This window comes from Pseudoalteromonas sp. J2K-J031, from assembly GCF_058197095.2.
The window spans coordinates 203,144-221,383 of record NZ_CM200279.1; the positions used below are offsets into that span (position 1 = coordinate 203,144).

The 18,240-nt window shown below is 40.4% G+C and carries 17 protein-coding genes; 10 read left to right on the forward strand and 7 right to left on the reverse strand.

Annotation, left to right across the window (positions count from 1 at the left end; translation table 11 throughout):
- Window positions 1–192: 192 nt before the first annotated feature.
- A complete protein-coding gene (yjeH, locus tag AC3KZC_RS00955; RefSeq protein WP_490578304.1) occupies window positions 193–1,479 on the reverse strand; it encodes an L-methionine/branched-chain amino acid transporter in 1,287 nt (428 codons plus the stop codon).
- A 139-nt stretch (window positions 1,480–1,618) separates the two neighbouring features.
- Between yjeH and AC3KZC_RS00960 the strand changes: the two genes are divergently transcribed.
- Entirely contained in the window at window positions 1,619–2,044 is a 426-nt protein-coding gene (locus AC3KZC_RS00960) for an Lrp/AsnC family transcriptional regulator (protein WP_490578303.1), read from the forward strand.
- A 62-nt stretch (window positions 2,045–2,106) separates the two neighbouring features.
- Here AC3KZC_RS00960 and ccoG read toward each other — a convergent pair whose 3' ends face one another.
- Both ccoG and deoC read right to left on the reverse strand, forming a co-directional pair.
- Window positions 2,107–3,489 (reverse strand): cytochrome c oxidase accessory protein CcoG, encoded by a 1,383-nt coding sequence (gene ccoG / locus AC3KZC_RS00965; RefSeq protein ID WP_490578302.1) that lies wholly within the window; start codon window positions 3,487–3,489, stop codon window positions 2,107–2,109.
- 242 nt (window positions 3,490–3,731) lie between these two features.
- Window positions 3,732–4,505 (reverse strand): deoxyribose-phosphate aldolase, encoded by a 774-nt coding sequence (deoC, locus tag AC3KZC_RS00970; RefSeq protein WP_490578301.1) that lies wholly within the window; start codon window positions 4,503–4,505, stop codon window positions 3,732–3,734.
- A gap of 383 nt (window positions 4,506–4,888) precedes the next feature.
- On the opposite strand from deoC, the gene AC3KZC_RS00975 reads away from it, so the two are divergent.
- Window positions 4,889–5,455, forward strand: a complete 567-nt coding sequence (locus tag AC3KZC_RS00975) for a DNA-3-methyladenine glycosylase I (RefSeq protein WP_490578300.1) — start codon at window positions 4,889–4,891, stop codon at window positions 5,453–5,455.
- A gap of 46 nt (window positions 5,456–5,501) precedes the next feature.
- Here AC3KZC_RS00975 and AC3KZC_RS00980 read toward each other — a convergent pair whose 3' ends face one another.
- On the reverse strand, window positions 5,502–6,920 hold the full coding sequence (locus AC3KZC_RS00980) for a sigma-54 interaction domain-containing protein (protein WP_490578299.1): 1,419 nt from the start codon (window positions 6,918–6,920) through the stop codon (window positions 5,502–5,504).
- Window positions 6,921–7,094: 174 nt separating this feature from the next.
- Here AC3KZC_RS00980 and AC3KZC_RS00985 point away from each other — a divergent pair, with 174 nt between their 5' ends.
- The 4 genes from AC3KZC_RS00985 (at window position 7,095) to AC3KZC_RS01000 (ending at window position 11,876) form a co-directional block, all read left to right on the forward strand.
- Window positions 7,095–9,050, forward strand: coding sequence for a hypothetical protein (locus AC3KZC_RS00985; RefSeq protein WP_490578298.1), 1,956 nt, complete (start codon window positions 7,095–7,097; stop codon window positions 9,048–9,050).
- 286 nt (window positions 9,051–9,336) lie between these two features.
- Window positions 9,337–10,275 carry an ABC transporter ATP-binding protein gene (locus tag AC3KZC_RS00990; RefSeq protein ID WP_490578297.1) on the forward strand — a complete coding sequence of 313 codons (939 nt, stop codon included), beginning with the start codon at window positions 9,337–9,339 and terminating at the stop codon, window positions 10,273–10,275.
- On the forward strand, window positions 10,262–11,449 hold the full coding sequence (locus AC3KZC_RS00995; RefSeq protein WP_490578296.1) for an ABC transporter permease: 1,188 nt from the start codon (window positions 10,262–10,264) through the stop codon (window positions 11,447–11,449). The genes AC3KZC_RS00990 and AC3KZC_RS00995 overlap by 14 nt, the downstream gene beginning before the upstream one ends.
- A gap of 211 nt (window positions 11,450–11,660) precedes the next feature.
- Window positions 11,661–11,876: a hypothetical protein gene (locus AC3KZC_RS01000; protein ID WP_490578295.1), complete on the forward strand. Its 216-nt coding sequence runs from the start codon at window positions 11,661–11,663 to the stop codon at window positions 11,874–11,876.
- Window positions 11,877–12,185: 309 nt separating this feature from the next.
- Here AC3KZC_RS01000 and AC3KZC_RS01005 read toward each other — a convergent pair whose 3' ends face one another.
- Both AC3KZC_RS01005 and AC3KZC_RS01010 read right to left on the reverse strand, forming a co-directional pair.
- Window positions 12,186–12,797 carry a lipase family alpha/beta hydrolase gene (locus AC3KZC_RS01005; RefSeq protein ID WP_490578294.1) on the reverse strand — a complete coding sequence of 204 codons (612 nt, stop codon included), beginning with the start codon at window positions 12,795–12,797 and terminating at the stop codon, window positions 12,186–12,188.
- 68 nt (window positions 12,798–12,865) lie between these two features.
- A complete protein-coding gene (locus AC3KZC_RS01010; protein ID WP_490578293.1) occupies window positions 12,866–13,897 on the reverse strand; it encodes a choice-of-anchor H family protein in 1,032 nt (343 codons plus the stop codon).
- A gap of 173 nt (window positions 13,898–14,070) precedes the next feature.
- On the opposite strand from AC3KZC_RS01010, the gene AC3KZC_RS01015 reads away from it, so the two are divergent.
- On the forward strand, window positions 14,071–15,294 hold the full coding sequence (locus AC3KZC_RS01015) for a PepSY-associated TM helix domain-containing protein (RefSeq protein WP_490578363.1): 1,224 nt from the start codon (window positions 14,071–14,073) through the stop codon (window positions 15,292–15,294).
- A 77-nt stretch (window positions 15,295–15,371) separates the two neighbouring features.
- Here AC3KZC_RS01015 and AC3KZC_RS01020 read toward each other — a convergent pair whose 3' ends face one another.
- Window positions 15,372–15,908, reverse strand: coding sequence for a YaeQ family protein (locus AC3KZC_RS01020; RefSeq protein ID WP_490578292.1), 537 nt, complete (start codon window positions 15,906–15,908; stop codon window positions 15,372–15,374).
- A 106-nt stretch (window positions 15,909–16,014) separates the two neighbouring features.
- Between AC3KZC_RS01020 and ylqF the strand changes: the two genes are divergently transcribed.
- From ylqF to AC3KZC_RS01035, 3 genes are all read left to right on the forward strand, one after another.
- A complete protein-coding gene (gene ylqF, locus AC3KZC_RS01025; RefSeq protein ID WP_490578291.1) occupies window positions 16,015–16,959 on the forward strand; it encodes a ribosome biogenesis GTPase YlqF in 945 nt (314 codons plus the stop codon).
- Window positions 16,960–17,041: 82 nt separating this feature from the next.
- A complete protein-coding gene (locus AC3KZC_RS01030; protein WP_490578290.1) occupies window positions 17,042–17,443 on the forward strand; it encodes a DUF4124 domain-containing protein in 402 nt (133 codons plus the stop codon).
- A 3-nt stretch (window positions 17,444–17,446) separates the two neighbouring features.
- On the forward strand, window positions 17,447–18,205 hold the full coding sequence (locus AC3KZC_RS01035; protein WP_490578289.1) for an oxygen-binding di-iron domain-containing protein: 759 nt from the start codon (window positions 17,447–17,449) through the stop codon (window positions 18,203–18,205).
- Window positions 18,206–18,240 lie beyond the last annotated feature (35 nt).

Here is an 18,240-nt window from a genome sequence, read left to right on the forward strand (position 1 = left end):
AGGTAATTTGCAATCTTATTTTTGTGATTTTATATATTTCAATTGGTTAGGTTTGTGGTGGGTTAATAATTTGAGCCAAATGCTCTTAAGGTTCGCAAGCACTATCTGAAATCAACTAGAGACGTTAGATTTCATTAGATAGGAAGGCGAGTAATAAAATAGTTTTGTCGTTTTTTATTACTCGTACTTAAATTATATGTTTGGTTCAGAAATGGTCGTTTCGTTTAGTGATGCGATTTTGATTTGTTTACCCGTTTGGTACTGAAGCTGCCAATAAAGTAGTGGTGTAACACTCGTAATTAAGATCACCGCATACAGCATGTGCGCAGCCAGCCCGTAAATTAAACCTGAGCATAATAAAAGACCAAGTAAAATAAGCGGGCGAGAGTTTTTGGCTAATAAACGCCATGCTGCCAACATACTGATTGAGTAAATCACCACAAAAACCCCATTGACCCATGCAATTAAATCTTCAATATTTTGCTGTGTGAGATAGGTGAGAATTAGCACGCTCGCCATGAGCAGTAACATACAACTCAATGCCCGAGTGGGCACCGCAAAGCGATTTTTTTGGCTAAAATAGCGTGGCATGATGCCATCTTGGCTAAAACTACACAGTAAGCGTGCCACACTGGCAGTGTAAACATTAACGGTTGCAAGACCGCCTGCAATCCCTAAAGCGCCAATGACAATCGCACCATATCCGCCAATCAGTTGATTAAAAGCAGCAACCATTGCCAGAGGTTCAGTATTGGGCACTTTTAGTAGTAACCAAGTGCATGCTAAATATAATGCGCCGACCAGCAAAGTGCCGATCATCATGGCGGGGATCATGTCGCGTTTAGGGTGTTTAAAGTCATCGGCAAGGTGTGTCATGGCTTCGACTCCTAAAAAACTCCAAAAAGCCAAACCTGCCGCTAGCATGATGAAATCAAACTCCACAACGGTTGTGTTTGATACCGGCATTGAGGGGGTGAATGTTGCAGCGCCCAGTAGTAAAAGCACCACAAATACAATCATTAATGTGAGTAGAAATTGTAACTTGGCAGAGACATGAATACCGCGATAATTGAGTAAAAATAATAAAAGCAGCGTGCCAAGTTCCATTAAAAGTTGCCCCAAAGGAGTGAGGCTCACTAAGGAATTCACAAATTGAAATGTCATTAAAATGGCTGCGGGTGCACCAATTGGCACGACAAACAAAAATATCACTCCAATCACTCGGCCTGTTAGTCTGCCAAAGGCTTGCTCGGCAAAATAGGCAGGCCCTGCGGCGTGAGGGTGCAGGGCACTTAGGCGGGCAAACACTAATGTCACCGGAATAATGGCCACCGTCAGTAATAACCAAGCAATTAAAGCGCTTTGATGGGCAATATTAATGGTCATTTGCGGCAGAATAAAAATACTGGTGCCTAGCAGCGTTGTCGCCATTAAGCCGGCACCTTGCCAGCGGCCAATACCTGAGTGGTTTGTTTTCATGTTTATGTACTTTCAATAAGTTGAATGATTATTTTAAGTTGGAATGAGGTAACATTCTGCCTATTCTAACCAACTATTTAACGGTATTAAGGCTAAAAGCCGACAAAGTGTTGGTCAATTGTAAAGCCGAGGGCTGACTATGGATAAATTTGATCAGAATATTATTGCCGAGCTAAAAAAGAACGCCCGAGTGAGTATTTCTGCTATTGCGGAAGTCGTGAGCCTTTCGCGTTCTGCGGTATCGGAGCGATTAAAAAAACTTGAACAAAGTGGGCTAATTCGTGGCTATCAAGTGCTATTAAGTGAGTCGCAAAAAGAAGGTGTAACGGCGTATTTTGAAATTCAGCATCAATGCGCCCGCTGCGCAGATGTAGTGCATGTATTTCAGGCTATTCCTGAGGTGGTAACCTGCAGGGGGATCACTGGGGATATGGACTTATTGGTTTATGTGAATGCCCCTTCAATGCAACGCTTACATCAAATACGTGAAGGGCTTGATGCCCATCCAGATATCATAAAAATCAAAACGCATGTTGTACTGAGTGAGTGGATTAATAACCAATAAAAAGCAGGTTACACTTGTATAGACAAGGCTAACCTGCACATTGGTTTTAATTGGTTGGAAAGTTAGTTTTTATAAAACTTAGAGTCTTTGGTTAAGGTAAGTTGTGGATCATCAACGCCTGTTACGGTAAAGGCCACATCGGTGACTTTATGTGCTAAATCGTATCCGTCAGCAATTAAAGTCACTGGGATTTTTTGCATCACTCCCGGTAGCACTGTAATGGTGTTAGGAGCGCTAAGTGTTGCATGCTCAATGCCTGTTACTTTAATGTTAAAGTGCTGTACTTGTTGTGTTTTATTGCTAATTGTTAAGGTATAAGGGTTTTCAATTAAGCCCTCAAAGTTGGTACGATACAAGACATTGCGATCGCGCAGCACCGATACTTCAAGCGGTACTCGCACCGCCAGCCAAATTGCCATAATCGCAAAAATAGCGACAGTAAACACAGCGTAACCCACTAGTTTTAAGCGCCAAGGGTTGGTGGGTTTACCCGCCATATTATTTTCACTGGTGTATTTAATGAGGTCTTTTTGATAACCAAACTTTTCCATCGTTTGGTTACACGCATCAATACACAAACCACAGTTAATGCACTCATATTGCAAACCATTACGAATATCGATACCCGCAGGGCACACTTCCACACATAAATTACAGTCAACGCAATCGCCTAAGTTTTTACTTTTTGGATCGTCTTTACGTTTACGGGGGCCGCGATTTTCACCTCGCGCGCTATCGTAGGTGACTAATAAAGTATCTTTATCAAACATAACGGATTGAAAACGAGAATAAGGGCACATGTAAATACACATTTTTTCGCGCAGCCAACCTGCGTTGCCATAAGTGCAAAGCGTAAACAAAAAGACCCAAAACACCACTAAGCCACTTGCTTGCCATGTTGCAAGGTCGGTGTACAAATCATAAACCGGAATAAAATAGCTCATAAAAGTGGTAGCTGTGAGCACCGACATAGCAATCCAAATTGAGTGTTTTGCTGCTTTTTTTAGTGTTTTTTCGGCGGTGTTCGCTGATTTATCGAGCTTGATACGTTGATTGCGGGTGCCTTCAATTTTGTGCTCGACCCAAATAAACATCAGCATCCATACGGTCTGCGGGCAAACATAGCCACACCATACTCGGCCAAGCCAATTGGTGACAAAAAATAACGCAAAAGCACCGGCCATAAAAAGTCCAGCGACGAGCATAAAATCTTGTGGCCATAGGGTGAGTGAAAAAATGCGAAATTGCTGATTGGCGACATCAAATAAAATTGCTTGTTGACCCTGATAAGGAATAAAGGGGATTAGAATAAAACTAAGCATTAACAGCCAGTTTAGCACTCTGCGGTAGAGTTGAAATCGACCTTTTTGCTCGCGCACATAAATGCTTTGATCTTGCTTATAGGGTTTGATGATTAAATCTTCTTCTTTGAAATCAAATTTCATAACGGGTTTCTCAATGACGGTAATAATCCTACACCTCAAGTAACATGCCAATTTTAAATTTCATTAAGTGGTTGATTTTAAGTGGTTATAATTTAATTCTCTTTGTGTTTTGTGCGGTATTTCGTGGGTTGAACGGTATGTCGTGCTTTATTGTGTTTTTTTTCCCCTGGGCGCTAAAGATGAGAACAATGCCTTATTGTTCATTAATAAAGCATTTTTTGGGCGGCTAATTTAAAGGAGAGTTAATAGTGCGATGATTGGGTGCTTGATGTGCCATGCCCTAAGGTGTCGAGTAAATTAGCCAATAAGCTTGAAGCACCAAAACGAAAGGTGTTTTTACTCGGCCACTTGTCCCCTAAAATACTGGCAGCTAACTGTAAATATTGTTCGGCTTGTGCGGCATCTTTTACGCCTCCAGCGGCTTTAAAACCACACTTTAGGCTATGCTCTTTAATTGCTTCAAGCATGATTTTTGCAGCCTCTAAGGTTGCGTTGATAGCGACTTTTCCGGTTGATGTTTTGATAAAGTCAGCACCAGCAGCAATGGCAATTTCAGAGGCTTTTTGAATTAAAGCGGGCTGACTTAATTCGCCGGTTTCAAGAATCACTTTTAAAAGCGCTTTATTGTGGCAGGCTGCTTTACAGCTTTTCACTAAATCAAAACCAACTTGTTCATCACCGTCTATCAGGGCGCGATACGGAAAAACAACATCCACCTCATCAGCCCCTAATTCAATGGCGGCGAGAGTTTCTTGGGTTGCCTTTGCTATGTCGGTCGACCCATCAGGAAAGTTTGCTACGGTAGCGATTGTGAAATCTTGTGCGCCCAATTGGTTTAATGTTTCGCGCGCAAAAGTAATAAACTGTGGGTAGATGCAAATAGCGGCTGTGTGCCCTGCTGGGCTTAGTGCTTGATGGCATAATGCACGGATTGTTTCTGGCGTATCATTAGCATTTAAACTGGTCAGATCCATCAAACTAAGGGCTTGTTGTGCCGCGCTTTTTAAGTCGCTCATAGGGTGTTAATCTCAATTAGCTGTTGTCGCATTCAAGGTTAAGCAATCTTAAAGTGGAATACCATTGCTTTTTATTGCTAAGGTCAACTCACCTGAGCTCTGAATAATAAATTTATCTCCAGCGGCTACTTTCAACGCTAACGGCGTTGAATTTACTTACAATAGGCCAGCTATTGACGCGTAAATTCGCCTTGTTATCCTTAAAAGTTTCCGGCTACAACAGACTTGAAAAAACATTTACCAATTCAATATCAATACGTTGGTAAATCTCTTAACCAAAGCTCAGGTTAACTCGGTTTTTTAAATGTACCGCTTGTGGCCGTGCCTTGTGCCGCAGGGGGCGGGTTAATTATTAAAAATATTTTTATAATAAGAGTAACACTATGAATAATATGGCGCTTTGTCGTTGCCCTTGGGTGGATTTAACAAAAGCTGATTATGTGCAATACCACGATGAAGAGTGGGGTGAGCCAGTATATGACGATAAAAAAATGTTTGAGTTTGTGGTGTTAGAATCAGCGCAAGCGGGGCTCAGTTGGTACACCATTTTAAAGCGTAGGGCGAGTTATCGTGCGGCCTTTGCACAATTTGATGTGGAACAAGTTGCGGGTTTTGACCAACAAAAAGTTGAATTGTTGATGCAAGATAGTGGCATTATTCGTAATCGTGCAAAAATTAATGCCACCATTTCAAACGCTCAAGCATTTATAAAAATTCAGCATGAGTTTGGTAGTTTTTCGAATTATTTATGGGGTTATGTCAATCATCAACCGATAGTGAATCGGCCGCAAAGTAAAGGGGATTACCTTGCGACCTCTGCGTTGTCGGACACTATTAGTAACGATTTAAAAAAACGGGGCTTTAAGTTTTTTGGTTCAACCATTTGTTATGCCCATTTACAAGCATGTGGTTTGATTAATGATCACAGTGCTGATTGTTTTAAATCCTAATCGAAATAGGCTAAGCAAAGGTTATTGATAACAAAAGGGTCGCATTTTATCGCTTAATCCCTAATTTTTGCATCCGTGATCGTAACGTGCTGGCTGGCAAGCCTAATTGTTTTGCCGCACCGTGCTCACCCCCAATCACCCAATGGCAATGTTTTAAGACCTGTAAAATATAGTCCTTTTCGGCTTCTGCCAGTGTGACTATCGGTTGTGGGCCACTTGCGCCCTGACTCACCAATTTTTGTTGTAACTTTAAGGTGCTACTGTGCGATAAAATTACTTCTCGCTCGAGGATATTTTGTAGCTCGCGGATATTACCCGGCCAATTGTATTTCATTAACGCCGCTAAGCTGTGTTGGTTAATGCTTTTAATTTGTTTGCCAAGTTTTTTATTTAAATGTCCCAAAATATTAATACATAACAAAGGAATATCTTCTAATCGTTCGCGAAGCGCTGGTACAGCAATGGGAAATACATTGAGGCGATAAAATAAATCCATCCGAAATGTCCCTTGATCAACCATGGCTCGTAAATCACGATTGGTTGCCGCAATAATCCGAATATTCACTTTAATAGTTTGATTTCCGCCTACACGCTCAAACTCTTGCTCTTGTAAAACTCGTAATAACTTACTTTGTGCAGTCAGTGAGAGCTCACCAATTTCATCTAAAAATAAAGTGCCTTTGTCAGCGAGCTCAAACCGACCTTTGCGACGCTCGTTTGCACCGGTGAATGCGCCTTTTTCATGGCCAAACAATTCAGACTCAAGGAGGTTCTCGCTAAATGCCGCGCAATTTACTTTCACTAAAGGCGCATTTTTGCGTTGGCTGAGCTGATGAATATTGCGCGCTACGAGTTCTTTACCTGTGCCGTTTTCACCTAAAATCAGCACTGTACTGTCGGTTTTACTTACTAATTCGATTTGGCTAAGCATTGATTGGTAAATTGGGCTTTGACCTACTAAACCCGAGCCTGCCCAGCTTTCTGATAATTCACTTTGTAAATAGACATTTTCGGCAAGTAGCTTTTCACTTAATAGCCTGATTTCATTGAGCGCATTACGCAGCGCTAAATCAGTTTGTTTTTGCTGGCTAATATCTCGAAACAACGCCACAGCACCAACTATTTCACCTTGGTGATACACAGCCGTAGAAGTATATTCAACATCAAATCGGCTGCCATCTTTACGCCAAAAAACCTCGTTATCGACATGTCTGGTTTTGCCATCTTTAACGGTTGCGTAAATATTGCATTCGTCAGCCGGATAACAGCGTCCATCAGCATGGCTATGGTGATGGTACTGATGGATTTTTTTACCGAGTAATTCATTGTTTTTCCAGCCCGTCATACGTTCAGCTGCGGGATTTATAAACACCGCATTGCCTTCAAGGTCAAATCCGTAAATACCTTCACCGACAGCATTGAGCAATAAATCTGAGTTTGCTAACAAGTTTTTTAAATCGTTCATAATCTAAGCCACGAAATATCGTGTTTATATTGTGTGTTTTTTTCGATGAAAGGTAAAGTTGAAACTGAATGGTTTTTATTTACAAAACATTACATTGGAGAGCCTTTTTACGCATTTTAAGGGAGGAGTTAATGTACAATAAACGGAATTTTTCTAAAGGAATATAGGAACATAATGTTGAAAAAACTACTCATCCCTCTAGCTATTAGCTCTGCATTCTTACTTTCAGGTTGTTTAAAAGTTGAAGATAATGACAACACTCAGCAAATCATTGATGAAATCAACAAGACTAATAAAACAACAGAAAGCTCAGTAACTTTAACAGGCACTGTATCAGAGTATTTGTCTGGGGAAGTCATTAATGGATTGTTGATGCGCTATCACATTGCAGGTAAATGGTCAGAAGCTCAAAAGTTGACGTCAAATCAGTTTGAAATTAAAGAACTTAACCCAAATAGCGACCTAATTATTGAGTTCAAAGATGAAAGCGGTAAATTCCTTACTCGGGGCTTTTATTTGAAAACATCAGGAGCTGCTAGCGGACAAGTCGCTTTACAAAGTTTAGGTAAATTAAAGTTGATTCAAGGTGAAGAAAAAACCTTTTCTATTTTGGAAGATGGCTCAAATAATCCGTTAGAAAATATTGATGTGTCATACACAATTTCAGCATACCTTAATGATACATATTCGGATTTGGAGCAGCACTTGGAACGAGCCACCTTCGATGCTCAAACAGGTCTTTATTCTTTAATGCTGCCTAAGGCTCTAAACGCAGAGGTTAAATTTAAATTTGATATTGATTTTGATGGTAAAAATGATTATTTCTTTATAGAAACACATAGAAGCACCCTCAATTCATCCGATTTAGCTTTGCAAGACGTTATTTATGTAAAACCAAACGGGCTTGTGCAAAGCTTTGGTGTTGAATTACAGCTGATTAATCCGTTTGGGGAAGTGATCCCGGATTTAACGCTCTTTACGAGTTATGAAAATTCACCAAATCAAGCGGTGACATACAGCCCTGAAACTCAAAGTTATACATTTGAATATAAGGGAAATAACCAGCTCACTGTTAGTGTGCCCAGTTTTAAATTCAATGATGTGACGTTCAATAGCGCTTCAGTATTAATTAAACCGAATCCTGAAGGTGTGTCTGTTTCGTATTCGGGTCTTATAAATAACAATCACACGACACTTGAGCTTATCAATGACACGTTGAAAATAGCTGTCATGCCAAAAGAGGAGTCTAATGGCTCTTATTATGGTAATGGGATTGTCAGCAAGCGATTGAATAATATTGATTCTAGTTATAATGTCTTTTTTAAAAAACCGGTAAGCCTATCTGAAAACTCAGTTTTACTTGAAAAATTAAATCAATTAAAAATTACCAAAGGAAATGATTCAGAAACTGATAATGTACCTGCCGGAGTGACAGTTCTTGAGCGAGAATCAACACCTGTCGAACTTGAAACTTCATTAACTTATAACGATACATTTTTAAAAGCTTCAGCAAGCAAAGCCTTGTCGCCTGGTTTCTATCGATATAGGTTGAGTAATATCGTTGATAAAGAAAGCGGATTAGCTGTGAATATTTATGACTCCGCAGAGCAGCAATTTGAAATAAATCAAACAGTGTCTCAAGAGTTTAACATTAATGAATTGGTGCTTGATAATAATAATAAAATGAATGCGGGCAAGTTAATCGTGGCAAAAAATACTGCAGGTGTTGAAGCTTCATTTCAAAACCAATATAACCATTCGACTCTATTCATACCTAAATCGATGGAGACGTTAGATTATTTAAACCTCACTTTATTCGAAACTGTAAAACGTGGTTCAATCAATCAGCATTTCGAAGTGCTTACTATAGTTGATGGCACTTCTATTGGGCGTTCAAAGGTCTTTGCTACCAGCCTTGCTGGTAATGAGGTTATCCGCGATAAGTCTGGATATAATAACGTTTTTTACACCGTTTTAGCTGATGGTTTATGGTATCAAAAAGCAGAGTATTATTTTCCTGATGATGACCATATGGCTGACTCTGAAAACTCAGCTCGTTTTTATTATGAATACCGTATTAAAGGTCAGGCTGAAGTTAAAAAAGGAACTTTACAGTTATTTGTACAATGATTTTGACTTGGTTTTATTTTTAAGGCGCTCAATTGAGCGCCTTTTTTATTTAGTTTGAGTTTGGGACAATAATTTTTTAAGTATGACAAAGTGAATTAACTCACCACAAGCGGGCTTAGTAAGTTAATCCAAAGTGGTTAACGTTGAAAATATTTGCCAGAGAGATTTATTTACTCAGTGTTGAGATTGCTTAAGTGATAAGCGGCAATAAAAAATGATGACTGGTGAAATTATGTTGTGACAACAGGTTAGAATCGCTGAACTCAAAAAATAAAAAGGAACAATGATGCAGATTTCAGTCGAAGGTGTCGTTAAAGGCTACGCGACAGTGCAAGCGGTAAAGGGGATTAGTTTTGCTGTTCAGCAAGGTGAAATCTTTGCTTTATTAGGCCCAAATGGTGCGGGAAAGTCGTCTTTAGTGAGAATGTTGGTGGGATTTACCCAGCCAGATCAAGGGCAAATTCAGGTTAATATTAACAATCAACATTATGCTGCCATTCCCAATGACCAACTCGGATATTTACCTGAAGATAGAGGCCTTTACGCCGAAAAAACCGTGGCGCAAAACTTACTGTATTTTGCTGCGCTGCATGGGTTAGATAAAGCGACGGCCAAAGCGCGGATGGATGATTGGCTTGAGCGCTTTGAGTTACTCGATAGAAAAGATCAGCCGCTGAAGTCGCTTTCTAAGGGTAACCAGCAAAAAGTTCAGTTGGTGAATGCGGTACTGCATCAGCCAAAAATTGTGATTTTAGATGAGCCTTTTTCGGGATTAGATCCAATTAACCAAGAAAAAGTGGTGCTGTTTTTAGCTGAGCTTAAACAGCAAGGTATGACGGTGATTTTAAGTGCGCACCAGATGTCGATGGTTGAAAAAATGGCTGACCGTATGTTGTTAATGAATCATGGAGAGGTAGTGCTTTATGGCAGTTTGGCGGATATTCAGCAGCAAATTGGTGTTGGTGCCGAGCTTGTTGTTGAGTTTTCTCAATTACCTACATTGGAGCAAATGAGTGCAGCGCTTCGCAATTTTACTTTTAGCTTAAATGAGCACAATGCTGTGGTGGTGAGTTTAGCCAGTACCAGTGAGGTCAACGACGCTTTAACGCAATTGCTGACTTTGGGTCATATTACGAAATTAGACAGTAAAAAGATGGATTTACATCAACTTTACCTCAAGGCGATTTCAGAGCATCAAGGAGAAAAAAATAATGTCGCAGCGTAATAATACGTGGTTGGTTGCTAAATGGGAGTTCATGCACTTTTTCAAATGGAAGCAAGAGCTTATTAGCAAATTAGTGATGCTTGGTATTGCAGCTGTGGTGTTTTTTTGGCATAGCAGTCAGGAATTTGTCGCTACGCAATACCAAGTGGCCGTTATTGCAGATCATGCCCCAAACGGTGAGATTGAAAACTTTGTTTTTACCCAGTCAACTCTGCCAAAAGAGCAGTTGTTAGCACAGCTCAAGGCGGGTGATATTGATGCTGTGTTAGTTGCACAGCCAAGTGAGTCGCAAGTGGCGACATTTGACTTGTATAGTCAAGGTAAGCATGGTTGGCAAAGTGACTTAGCGAGCGTGCTTGAGCGCCATTATGCCGCACAAGTCACGCAGCAGCTAGGGCTAACGCAGGCGCAACTGGCTCAGTTACAACACCCTGTGGCTATTTATAATCAGTATTTAGATAGCCAGATAAAAACCGAAGAAAAAGCGTCAAGTTTTACCGCGATAGGCGTTTTGCTACTCATGGCGATAGGGATTTTTGTGTCTTTTGCACAAATATTTGTCTCGATTACCGGTGAAAAACAACAGCGTGTTACTGAGCAGCTTTATGCATGTATGGATGCGCAAACGTGGATTGACGGCAAAATTTTGGGGCAAATGTTATTAGCACTAAAAGCGATGGCCGGTATGCTGATTTCAATGGTGTTAGGCTTTAGTTTTATGCAGGTGATTATCCGAGGGCAGGGGTTGGATTTATCGTTTATTGATTGGCATTTATTGCCGTGGTTATTGATATTTGCCAGCTTAGGGTTGTATTTGGCCACCGCCTTTATGGCCGCGGTTGCAGCTGCAATTGATGACCCAAACCACAGTGGTAAATCATCGTTTATGATGTTGCCTTTAGTGCCGATGATTTTAACGTTTATTGTGATGGATAGCCCAAGTGGCTTTGCGCTGGCGATGCTGAGTTATTTTCCGCTGACATCGTTTGCTGCTATGCCAGTTAAAATGGCCTTAGTTGAAGTCAGTATGTGGCAACCTATTTTGTCTATTGCCTTACTAGTGTTGACCTGTTGGTATGCACGCCGTTTAGCAGGTCGCATGTTTAAAATGGGCATGGTGATGTACGGTAAAGAGCCGAGCTTTAAACAAATGCTGAAATGGGCTATGTCATAACCAAAATCTGATAGGTAGTACATATCAATGGCGCGCATAAATCGCGCCATTTTTTATGCATTTTTGGGTGTTGAGCTTAAAACTTGTTCTAAAACAAGGTTTTTACCGCTTTAACCTTTTTGGCTAAATGAACTTGATTTAGGTCAATTTTCGCGCTCAATAAATAATCAATACTGGCTGTGTTGAAACAAAAATACAGTGAGGGATTATCATGCATACAGTTAAAAAAAGTGAAATCGTCGTAGTTGTAATTGCTATTTTGGCATTTGTTGTGGGTGTTGTTGGTCATTTAGCTGGGGCAAGTTATGCCAATTCAGATGCATTTGGCTATATCGCAGCGCCGACTCCTTTAATCATTGGTTTGATTGCGTTTATTGCTTATAAATATGCCGAAGCAGATGAGCGAAACAATCCGAGCGAGCATTAAACACCTGCACACTGAGTCGCGAGATAATAAATCTATTTCAGTGAGCTTTTGTCACAGCTAACCTCGCAAGGTAAGCGTGAATAGCCTGCTATTGGGCAATCAAAGGTTTTATTGCTCTTAAAGCTCTTTAGCTAGAGAGAGTTAATTCAATATCTTGGTAAGCTTAATGTTCAGAGTGTGGTGATGTTTTTTAAAAACTAAAAAATAATAAGTGGTTTACTTTGCGCTGCAGATGCAGCCATCTAGGTATTATCTAGATGAATAAGGCAGTTTTTATACTGCCTTTTTTATTTTTAAATTGTGAATAGTTTAATGAGCGCTGTCTGTATTGAGTGTGGTCAGAATGTATTGCATGACTTGGCGCGAATAAATCATGGAGGTGTGGCTTAAGTGAAAAACTTTATGTTCAGCCATGCCATGTAATTTGGTTTCATCGAGTAATACAGTGCCATCAGATTGGCTGCCTTTTTGTAAAATAGGCATTAATCCAATGGGTAAGTCACCGGCAATGCTATATAACTTGGCTTGGAATGGCCAATCAATATTATTTGAGAGCAAAAACTCCACACTATTTTTTAATAATCGTTCAAAGCCTTTTTTTTGCATGTGTTTGGCAATTTGGCTACCTTTGTGTGGCGTGCCTAGGGTGATCACCTTGCTGATTTTTTGTGCGTTAGTGCTGCTTGCTTCTAAGTAGGCTCTGGCAATCAAGCCGCCAAGCGAGTGGCACACTAAAGCGGTATCCTGATCGCCAATAAACGCATCCATTTGTTTAAAAATGGTTTCTTTGTCAGGTGATAAGCTATTGTAAGTGAGATTTAAAATCTCAAAGCCCGCCTTTTTTAATTGATGACACAGTGGGCGCATAACAAAACCGGACATGTATAAACCGTGCAATACAATGATGCGTTTTATTGTCATATAATCCCCAAACATGGTGTGTGCTAAGTCTAGCGACAGTTTTACTGACTGTCATTGCAAATTTATGGCTAAGTTTTTGTTCTCTTTAACCAAATGAGTGGCAATAACCCACCCAGTAACCAAAATACACTGCCTGCACTTTGTATTACTTCTATTTCAAGATAATTATTTTGCTTGATGTAATCTCTCGATTCTAAGGCTATATGCCCAAGAGACGTCCAAGCGGAAGATTGCAAATAATGTAATTGATACCCATAGGATGCATCACGAATCTCAATTGATAGGTCGTAATGACTCGGCCTAAAACCATTTGCCAGTATGACGTCAAAATGCTGCTGATCTGAGCTTGAATTACCATAAAGAGTAAATGGTCTACTGGTATATACCACTTGGTTGTCTATGATTAAATCGGCTACAACCGTTTGTTTTTGATAGCGACTATCAGCATCTAAATGTAATGTGAATGCTTCAAAGTAGCCGTCATTATCCGCATCGTGATCGAGCGTTAATCGTAATGAATAAATAGAGAGTTGATTGTCTTGATCGAAACGCTGACTTTCTAAAGCGATGTCTTGCAATGCGCTAAAATCATGATTGTCGGCATAGAGTAAACGTTGCTGATTACGGTCTTGGATATCAATAATAATTTGGTAATAGTCGCTGCTAAAGTCACTGAGTAGCTGAAACTCAAAGTACTGGTTATCTTTGGTGCTATTACCAGATATGGTAAAAAAATCACTGCTAAATAAATGATGTAAGTGACCATTACTGCTTTGTAGATAAAAAGTGGCTGCTACTTGGCGGCTTTGATTTGTCTGCGTATCTAAATCGAGTTGAAGAGCAAGATTTTGATAATAGCCATCATTATCAATGTCTTGATAGGTGGTGGTTTGTAGTTCATAAATCCAAATTTGGCTTGCTGTAGTATTGGCTGGTTTGGTGACATTTGATTTGCTGGGGTGAGCGATGTTGATCGTTGGCACGTTATTAGTCTGATTTACTTTTACTTTTTCAGTATCATTTAAGGTGGTGTTTGCGTTTGCATAGTGAGTAATAAGCATACTTGCAAAGGCTAATATAAATATGACTGGTTTTAGCATAGTGATTCATCCGCCAATGAGGGTTTAACTTATAAAAGCCTTTTTTGACTGAATCATTCCTGAATGTGGCGTAGTTACCCCATATTCTGTTGTTAAAAATTGTGTGATTTACTGTCTCTGAAATTGTTACAATTGCTTTTTTGCTAAAAATCAATGGAATAGTTTTGTCTGCGATGCGTCTTCGAATGTCTTTTTTCTCAGTACTTAAGCGCTGTAAGCCTTTGGGGTTACATCAATGGTTAGGCTTTCAGCTGAGTGTTTTTTTTCTGATATTTAGTTTAAGTGGCTTGATATGTTTGATTGAGGCACCACTTCGTGCGGTGTTTTTGGGGCAATATCAGTCGGCTCTTAATCAGCAACCTCTTAATTGGCAAAAGCTTGAGTCGAATTTAACCGCGCACTATCCTGGCATGCAAATTTATAATGTTTCTATTGAGCCTGAAGCGTATTTAGTGGGTAAAGTCAGTTTAATGCAGGCTAAAACTCCAAGCAGTGCAGCTCAGAAAGTAGAGGTTTTTTTCGACCGTAATACCTTGCAGGTATTGGGAGAACAGCGCCAAGCTGATTGGCTTTATAAAGTAGGGCGATTTCATCGCAATTTAAGTCAAGTCAGTGGTTTAAGTATTTGGTTGTTGGCGATTGGGCCTTTAATGCTGCTGGTTATTTGTTTGAGTTTTTATCAGTATCGCCATCGTTTTTTGAGTTTATGGCAGTTTAAAACTAGCTCTAAACGGTCGTTGCATCAAGTGGTTATGGCATGGTGCGCTCCTTTGACGTTATTAATCGCCATCAGTGCTAGTTGGTTTTTTATTGAAGGCGTTTTGTGGCAAAGCAAGGTGTCGGTTTATCCAAATTTACCAAAATCCGATGGTCAAGTGCGCGAAGTGGCACTGCCATTAAGTCAGCTTATGCAGCAAGTAGAAGAAATTGTGCCCAAACGGGCTATTCGCTCGATGAGTTACCCATCAAGCAATACGGGAACATTTTCAGTGTTACTGCAAAGCGAACAAGCTCTGGTTTATTACCGTGCCGAGCAGTTACATTTTAATGCGTTTACGGGTGAATTATTACGCCATATTAAACCTGAGCAGGTTGTGGGATTAGCTTGGTGGGCTGATTTAATGCGTTATGTTCATTATGGTGAAGCCACAGGCTTAATGTTGTTTTTGGTGCTGGCGACGGTTGGGTTTATTGTGGCGATTTATTGGGTGCTTGGCAGTTATTATCGTCAGTTAAAGCTGCGCTTGCTTAAAGCGCGGTTTGGTTTGGTAAAATTGAGCTTGTTGATGGGGCTGAATATTTTGGCGGTTGCTTTGGCGTGTTATGGTATTTTTCAGCTTGGTAGCAGCACTCCATATTTCGGTTGGCCAGTGGTTTCGCCGGTTCTATCGCTGTAAATGTTGTTTATAAAAAAGCGTTCTGATTTGGATAAGACATGTTTCTTATCCAAACTCTGGGGTTGCATTGGGTGCGATTACAGTAATTGAACGGGTTTTATTTCGACACTGTTATTGGCATCTGACAGCCACACATCACCGTCTTGTATTGTAATGTTAAGTTGCATGCTTCGCGCTGCAAGGGCTGCAATTTGTTGAGTCGCCTGTGAAGGCAGTGAAAAAATTTCTAGGTTTTTTAATTGAGAGAGTTTGCTGGCATTTTTTTGCCACCAAATATCTTGTGCGCCTTCACCATAGGTATATAAACGGACTTTTTTGGCGCGTCCGACCGCTTTTTTCAAGCGTTTTTCTTCAGGTAGGCCCAGTTCTACCCACAGCTCAATTTCACCACTGTAATTTTTAGCCCAAATTTCGGGCTCATCATCAGCACATAAACCTTTTGTAAACTCTAAATGTTCACAGGTGTTAAGGGCATAGGCTAAAACACGGATCATTAATCGTTGTTCTGTTTCAGATGGGTGCTGAGCTATGGTTAAGTTGAGGTCTTGATAAACGTGTCTATCCATGTCGCTCACGGTGACAAGCGCTTTGATTATCGTTGCTTTAAGGGCCATATTTGAGTACTAACTAAAAAATTTTGCCCAGTATATCTGAATATTAGTGACGCAGCGCGCTTAGGGCAGCTAAAATAACCGGCTTAATGATAGTGAGGAGTAAAAAATGGCGATCCAATGGTTCCCAGGCCACATGAACAAGGCCCGTAACGAAATAAAAGAAGTCATGCCACAAATGGACGTGATTATCGAAGTATTGGATGCGCGTATTCCTTACAGTAGTGAAAATCCAATGGTAACGGCATTACGTGCTGATAAACCAGTTATAAAAATTTTGAACAAAGCAGACTTAGCCGACCCCGTGATGACTTCTGCTTGGATGAGCTATTTTGAGCAAGAAAATGGCGTAAGAGCCATTGCTTTTGGTAATGATAAGGCTGCTGAAGTACACAAAATTAATGAGTTATGTAAAAAGCTCGTGCCTCACAAAGTTGGGCCTGATAAACAAATTAAAGCCATGATCATGGGGATCCCCAATGTTGGCAAATCAACCTTGATTAATACACTTGCAGGCCGTATTGTAGCCAAAACGGGGAATGAACCAGCGGTCACCAAAGCGCAGCAACGTATCAAACTTGAAGATGGCATCATGCTTTACGATACGCCAGGCATGCTGTGGCCAAAAGTAGAAAATGAAAACTCAGGCTATCGTTTAGCTGCGACAGGCGCTATTCGTGATACTGCAATTGAGTATGAAGACGTTGCAAGTTATACCGCTGAGTACTTATTAAAAAGCTACCCGAAGTTACTACAACAGCGTTATAAAATTGATGAGTTACCAGAGCAAGATTGGCAATTTATGGAATTGGCGGGTAAAAAACGTGGTTGTATTCGCCAAGGAAATCAAATCGATACACATAAAATGTCTGAAATTTTGATTAATGAACTACGTGATGGTGTGATTGGTAGAATTACCATGGAAACACCGACAATGCGTGATGCCGAAGAGCTTGTGGTTGAGCAATTACGGATTGAAGCACAACTTAAGCTTGCTGCAAAAGAGCAAGAGAAAAAAGATCGTCGTGCACGAGCAAGAAAAAATAGACGTTAGTCGTACGCTTTTGATGTTGTCTGCGTGCAGCATCTGCAGCCTTGAGCTAATTTAACCTAATCTTCTTTTTAAGGAATGAAACATGATCAGAGCAGCTCAAGTTGTGATGTTTGTGTGTGCAATGATGTTCAGTAACTTTAATGTCGCTGCGGCAGATATTTACAAATGGGTGGATGCGAAGGGGGTGGTGCATTATTCAGATCGTCCTCACAACCAAACAGCGCAAAAAGTCATCCTAAGAAAGGAAAATATAGCGGATCCTGTCTCGGCAAGTGTTATTGATGAAATGTCTGGACCAGAAGATGATGGTAAGGAAGAGGGAGGTGACTTAGAAGGCGCTTCTACCAATACTCCAAAATTTACTAACAAACAACAATGTGCGGCCATTGAGGCTGAAATGACAAAAATGAATCAAGTGGCTCAAACGCTTGATGCCAATATGGTAGAGTTACTGCGCAAAAAAATTAAAGAATTAGGTTGTTAGCATTTGTTAGTTAAAGACGAAAATCCGATGTTACTCGCCAGAAGTACACAAATAGCAGCAAATTTGTGGCAATTTACCACAGCATCTAACGCCCAGTTTGCGTTTAATTGTTATCTGCTAGTGGGTGATAAAACCGCATTAATCCACACAGGAAAACCATCGCAATTTCAGACGTTGCTGGATTTAATGCAACTGGTTTTGTCGGGCCACACGCTTGATTACCTTTTGTTTTCTCATGTTGAAGCGGATGAGTGCGGTGCGCTTGATGCCTTATTGGCTTTGTATCCAGATTGCCAAGTGGTATGCAATAAAGTAGCTGCTATTTCATTAAATGAAATGTTGCCCAGCCCCCCTAAAGTGCTCAAAGATGGCGATTCTTTATCGCTTGGCGAGTATCAATTAACCTTACTTGAAACGGCGCACTTTCCTCATAATTGGGATGGCCATTTATGGTATTGCCAGCAGCTACAATGTTTATTTAGTTCTGATTACTGTAGCTTAGGCGGAATTCACCCACCTACGGTAGAAGAAGATTTAAGCCAACAGATGCTTAGTTTTATGGAACAGGGAAATTTTATTACTCATGGTGCGGGCATAAGCCAGATCACAGAGCGCTTAGCCCTATTGCCCGTGCAACTTATTGCAACTATGCATGGCCCCGCAACACAAGGGCATGCAGCTGCAAGTGTGCTCAAAAATATTCATAATGCTTGGCTGAAAAAAGCCCAGCTCGCTTTAAACGAACTAAAGCCACTGCAATAATTTAAATAAAATCAAATGTTAAACGCTAATTAGTA

Bases quoted from the DNA above. Each gene is read 5' to 3' on its own strand.
- AC3KZC_RS01000 (WP_490578295.1), top strand. From the start codon at position 11,661: ATGCATACAGTTAAAAAAAGTGAAATCGTCGTAGTTGTAATTGCTATT.
- AC3KZC_RS00960 (WP_490578303.1), top strand. From the start codon at position 1,619: ATGGATAAATTTGATCAGAATATTATTGCCGAGCTAAAAAAGAACGCC.
- AC3KZC_RS01005 (WP_490578294.1), bottom strand. From the start codon at position 12,797: ATGACAATAAAACGCATCATTGTATTGCACGGTTTATACATGTCCGGT.
- AC3KZC_RS01010 (WP_490578293.1), bottom strand. From the start codon at position 13,897: ATGCTAAAACCAGTCATATTTATATTAGCCTTTGCAAGTATGCTTATT.
- yjeH (WP_490578304.1), bottom strand. From the start codon at position 1,479: ATGAAAACAAACCACTCAGGTATTGGCCGCTGGCAAGGTGCCGGCTTA.
- AC3KZC_RS00985 (WP_490578298.1), top strand. From the start codon at position 7,095: ATGTTGAAAAAACTACTCATCCCTCTAGCTATTAGCTCTGCATTCTTA.
- AC3KZC_RS01030 (WP_490578290.1), top strand. From the start codon at position 17,042: ATGATCAGAGCAGCTCAAGTTGTGATGTTTGTGTGTGCAATGATGTTC.
- deoC (WP_490578301.1), bottom strand. From the start codon at position 4,505: ATGAGCGACTTAAAAAGCGCGGCACAACAAGCCCTTAGTTTGATGGAT.
- AC3KZC_RS01020 (WP_490578292.1), bottom strand. From the start codon at position 15,908: ATGGCCCTTAAAGCAACGATAATCAAAGCGCTTGTCACCGTGAGCGAC.
- ylqF (WP_490578291.1), top strand. From the start codon at position 16,015: ATGGCGATCCAATGGTTCCCAGGCCACATGAACAAGGCCCGTAACGAA.
- AC3KZC_RS01015 (WP_490578363.1), top strand. From the start codon at position 14,071: ATGCGTCTTCGAATGTCTTTTTTCTCAGTACTTAAGCGCTGTAAGCCT.
- AC3KZC_RS00980 (WP_490578299.1), bottom strand. From the start codon at position 6,920: ATGAACGATTTAAAAAACTTGTTAGCAAACTCAGATTTATTGCTCAAT.
- AC3KZC_RS00995 (WP_490578296.1), top strand. From the start codon at position 10,262: ATGTCGCAGCGTAATAATACGTGGTTGGTTGCTAAATGGGAGTTCATG.
- ccoG (WP_490578302.1), bottom strand. From the start codon at position 3,489: ATGAAATTTGATTTCAAAGAAGAAGATTTAATCATCAAACCCTATAAG.
- AC3KZC_RS00975 (WP_490578300.1), top strand. From the start codon at position 4,889: ATGAATAATATGGCGCTTTGTCGTTGCCCTTGGGTGGATTTAACAAAA.
- AC3KZC_RS00990 (WP_490578297.1), top strand. From the start codon at position 9,337: ATGCAGATTTCAGTCGAAGGTGTCGTTAAAGGCTACGCGACAGTGCAA.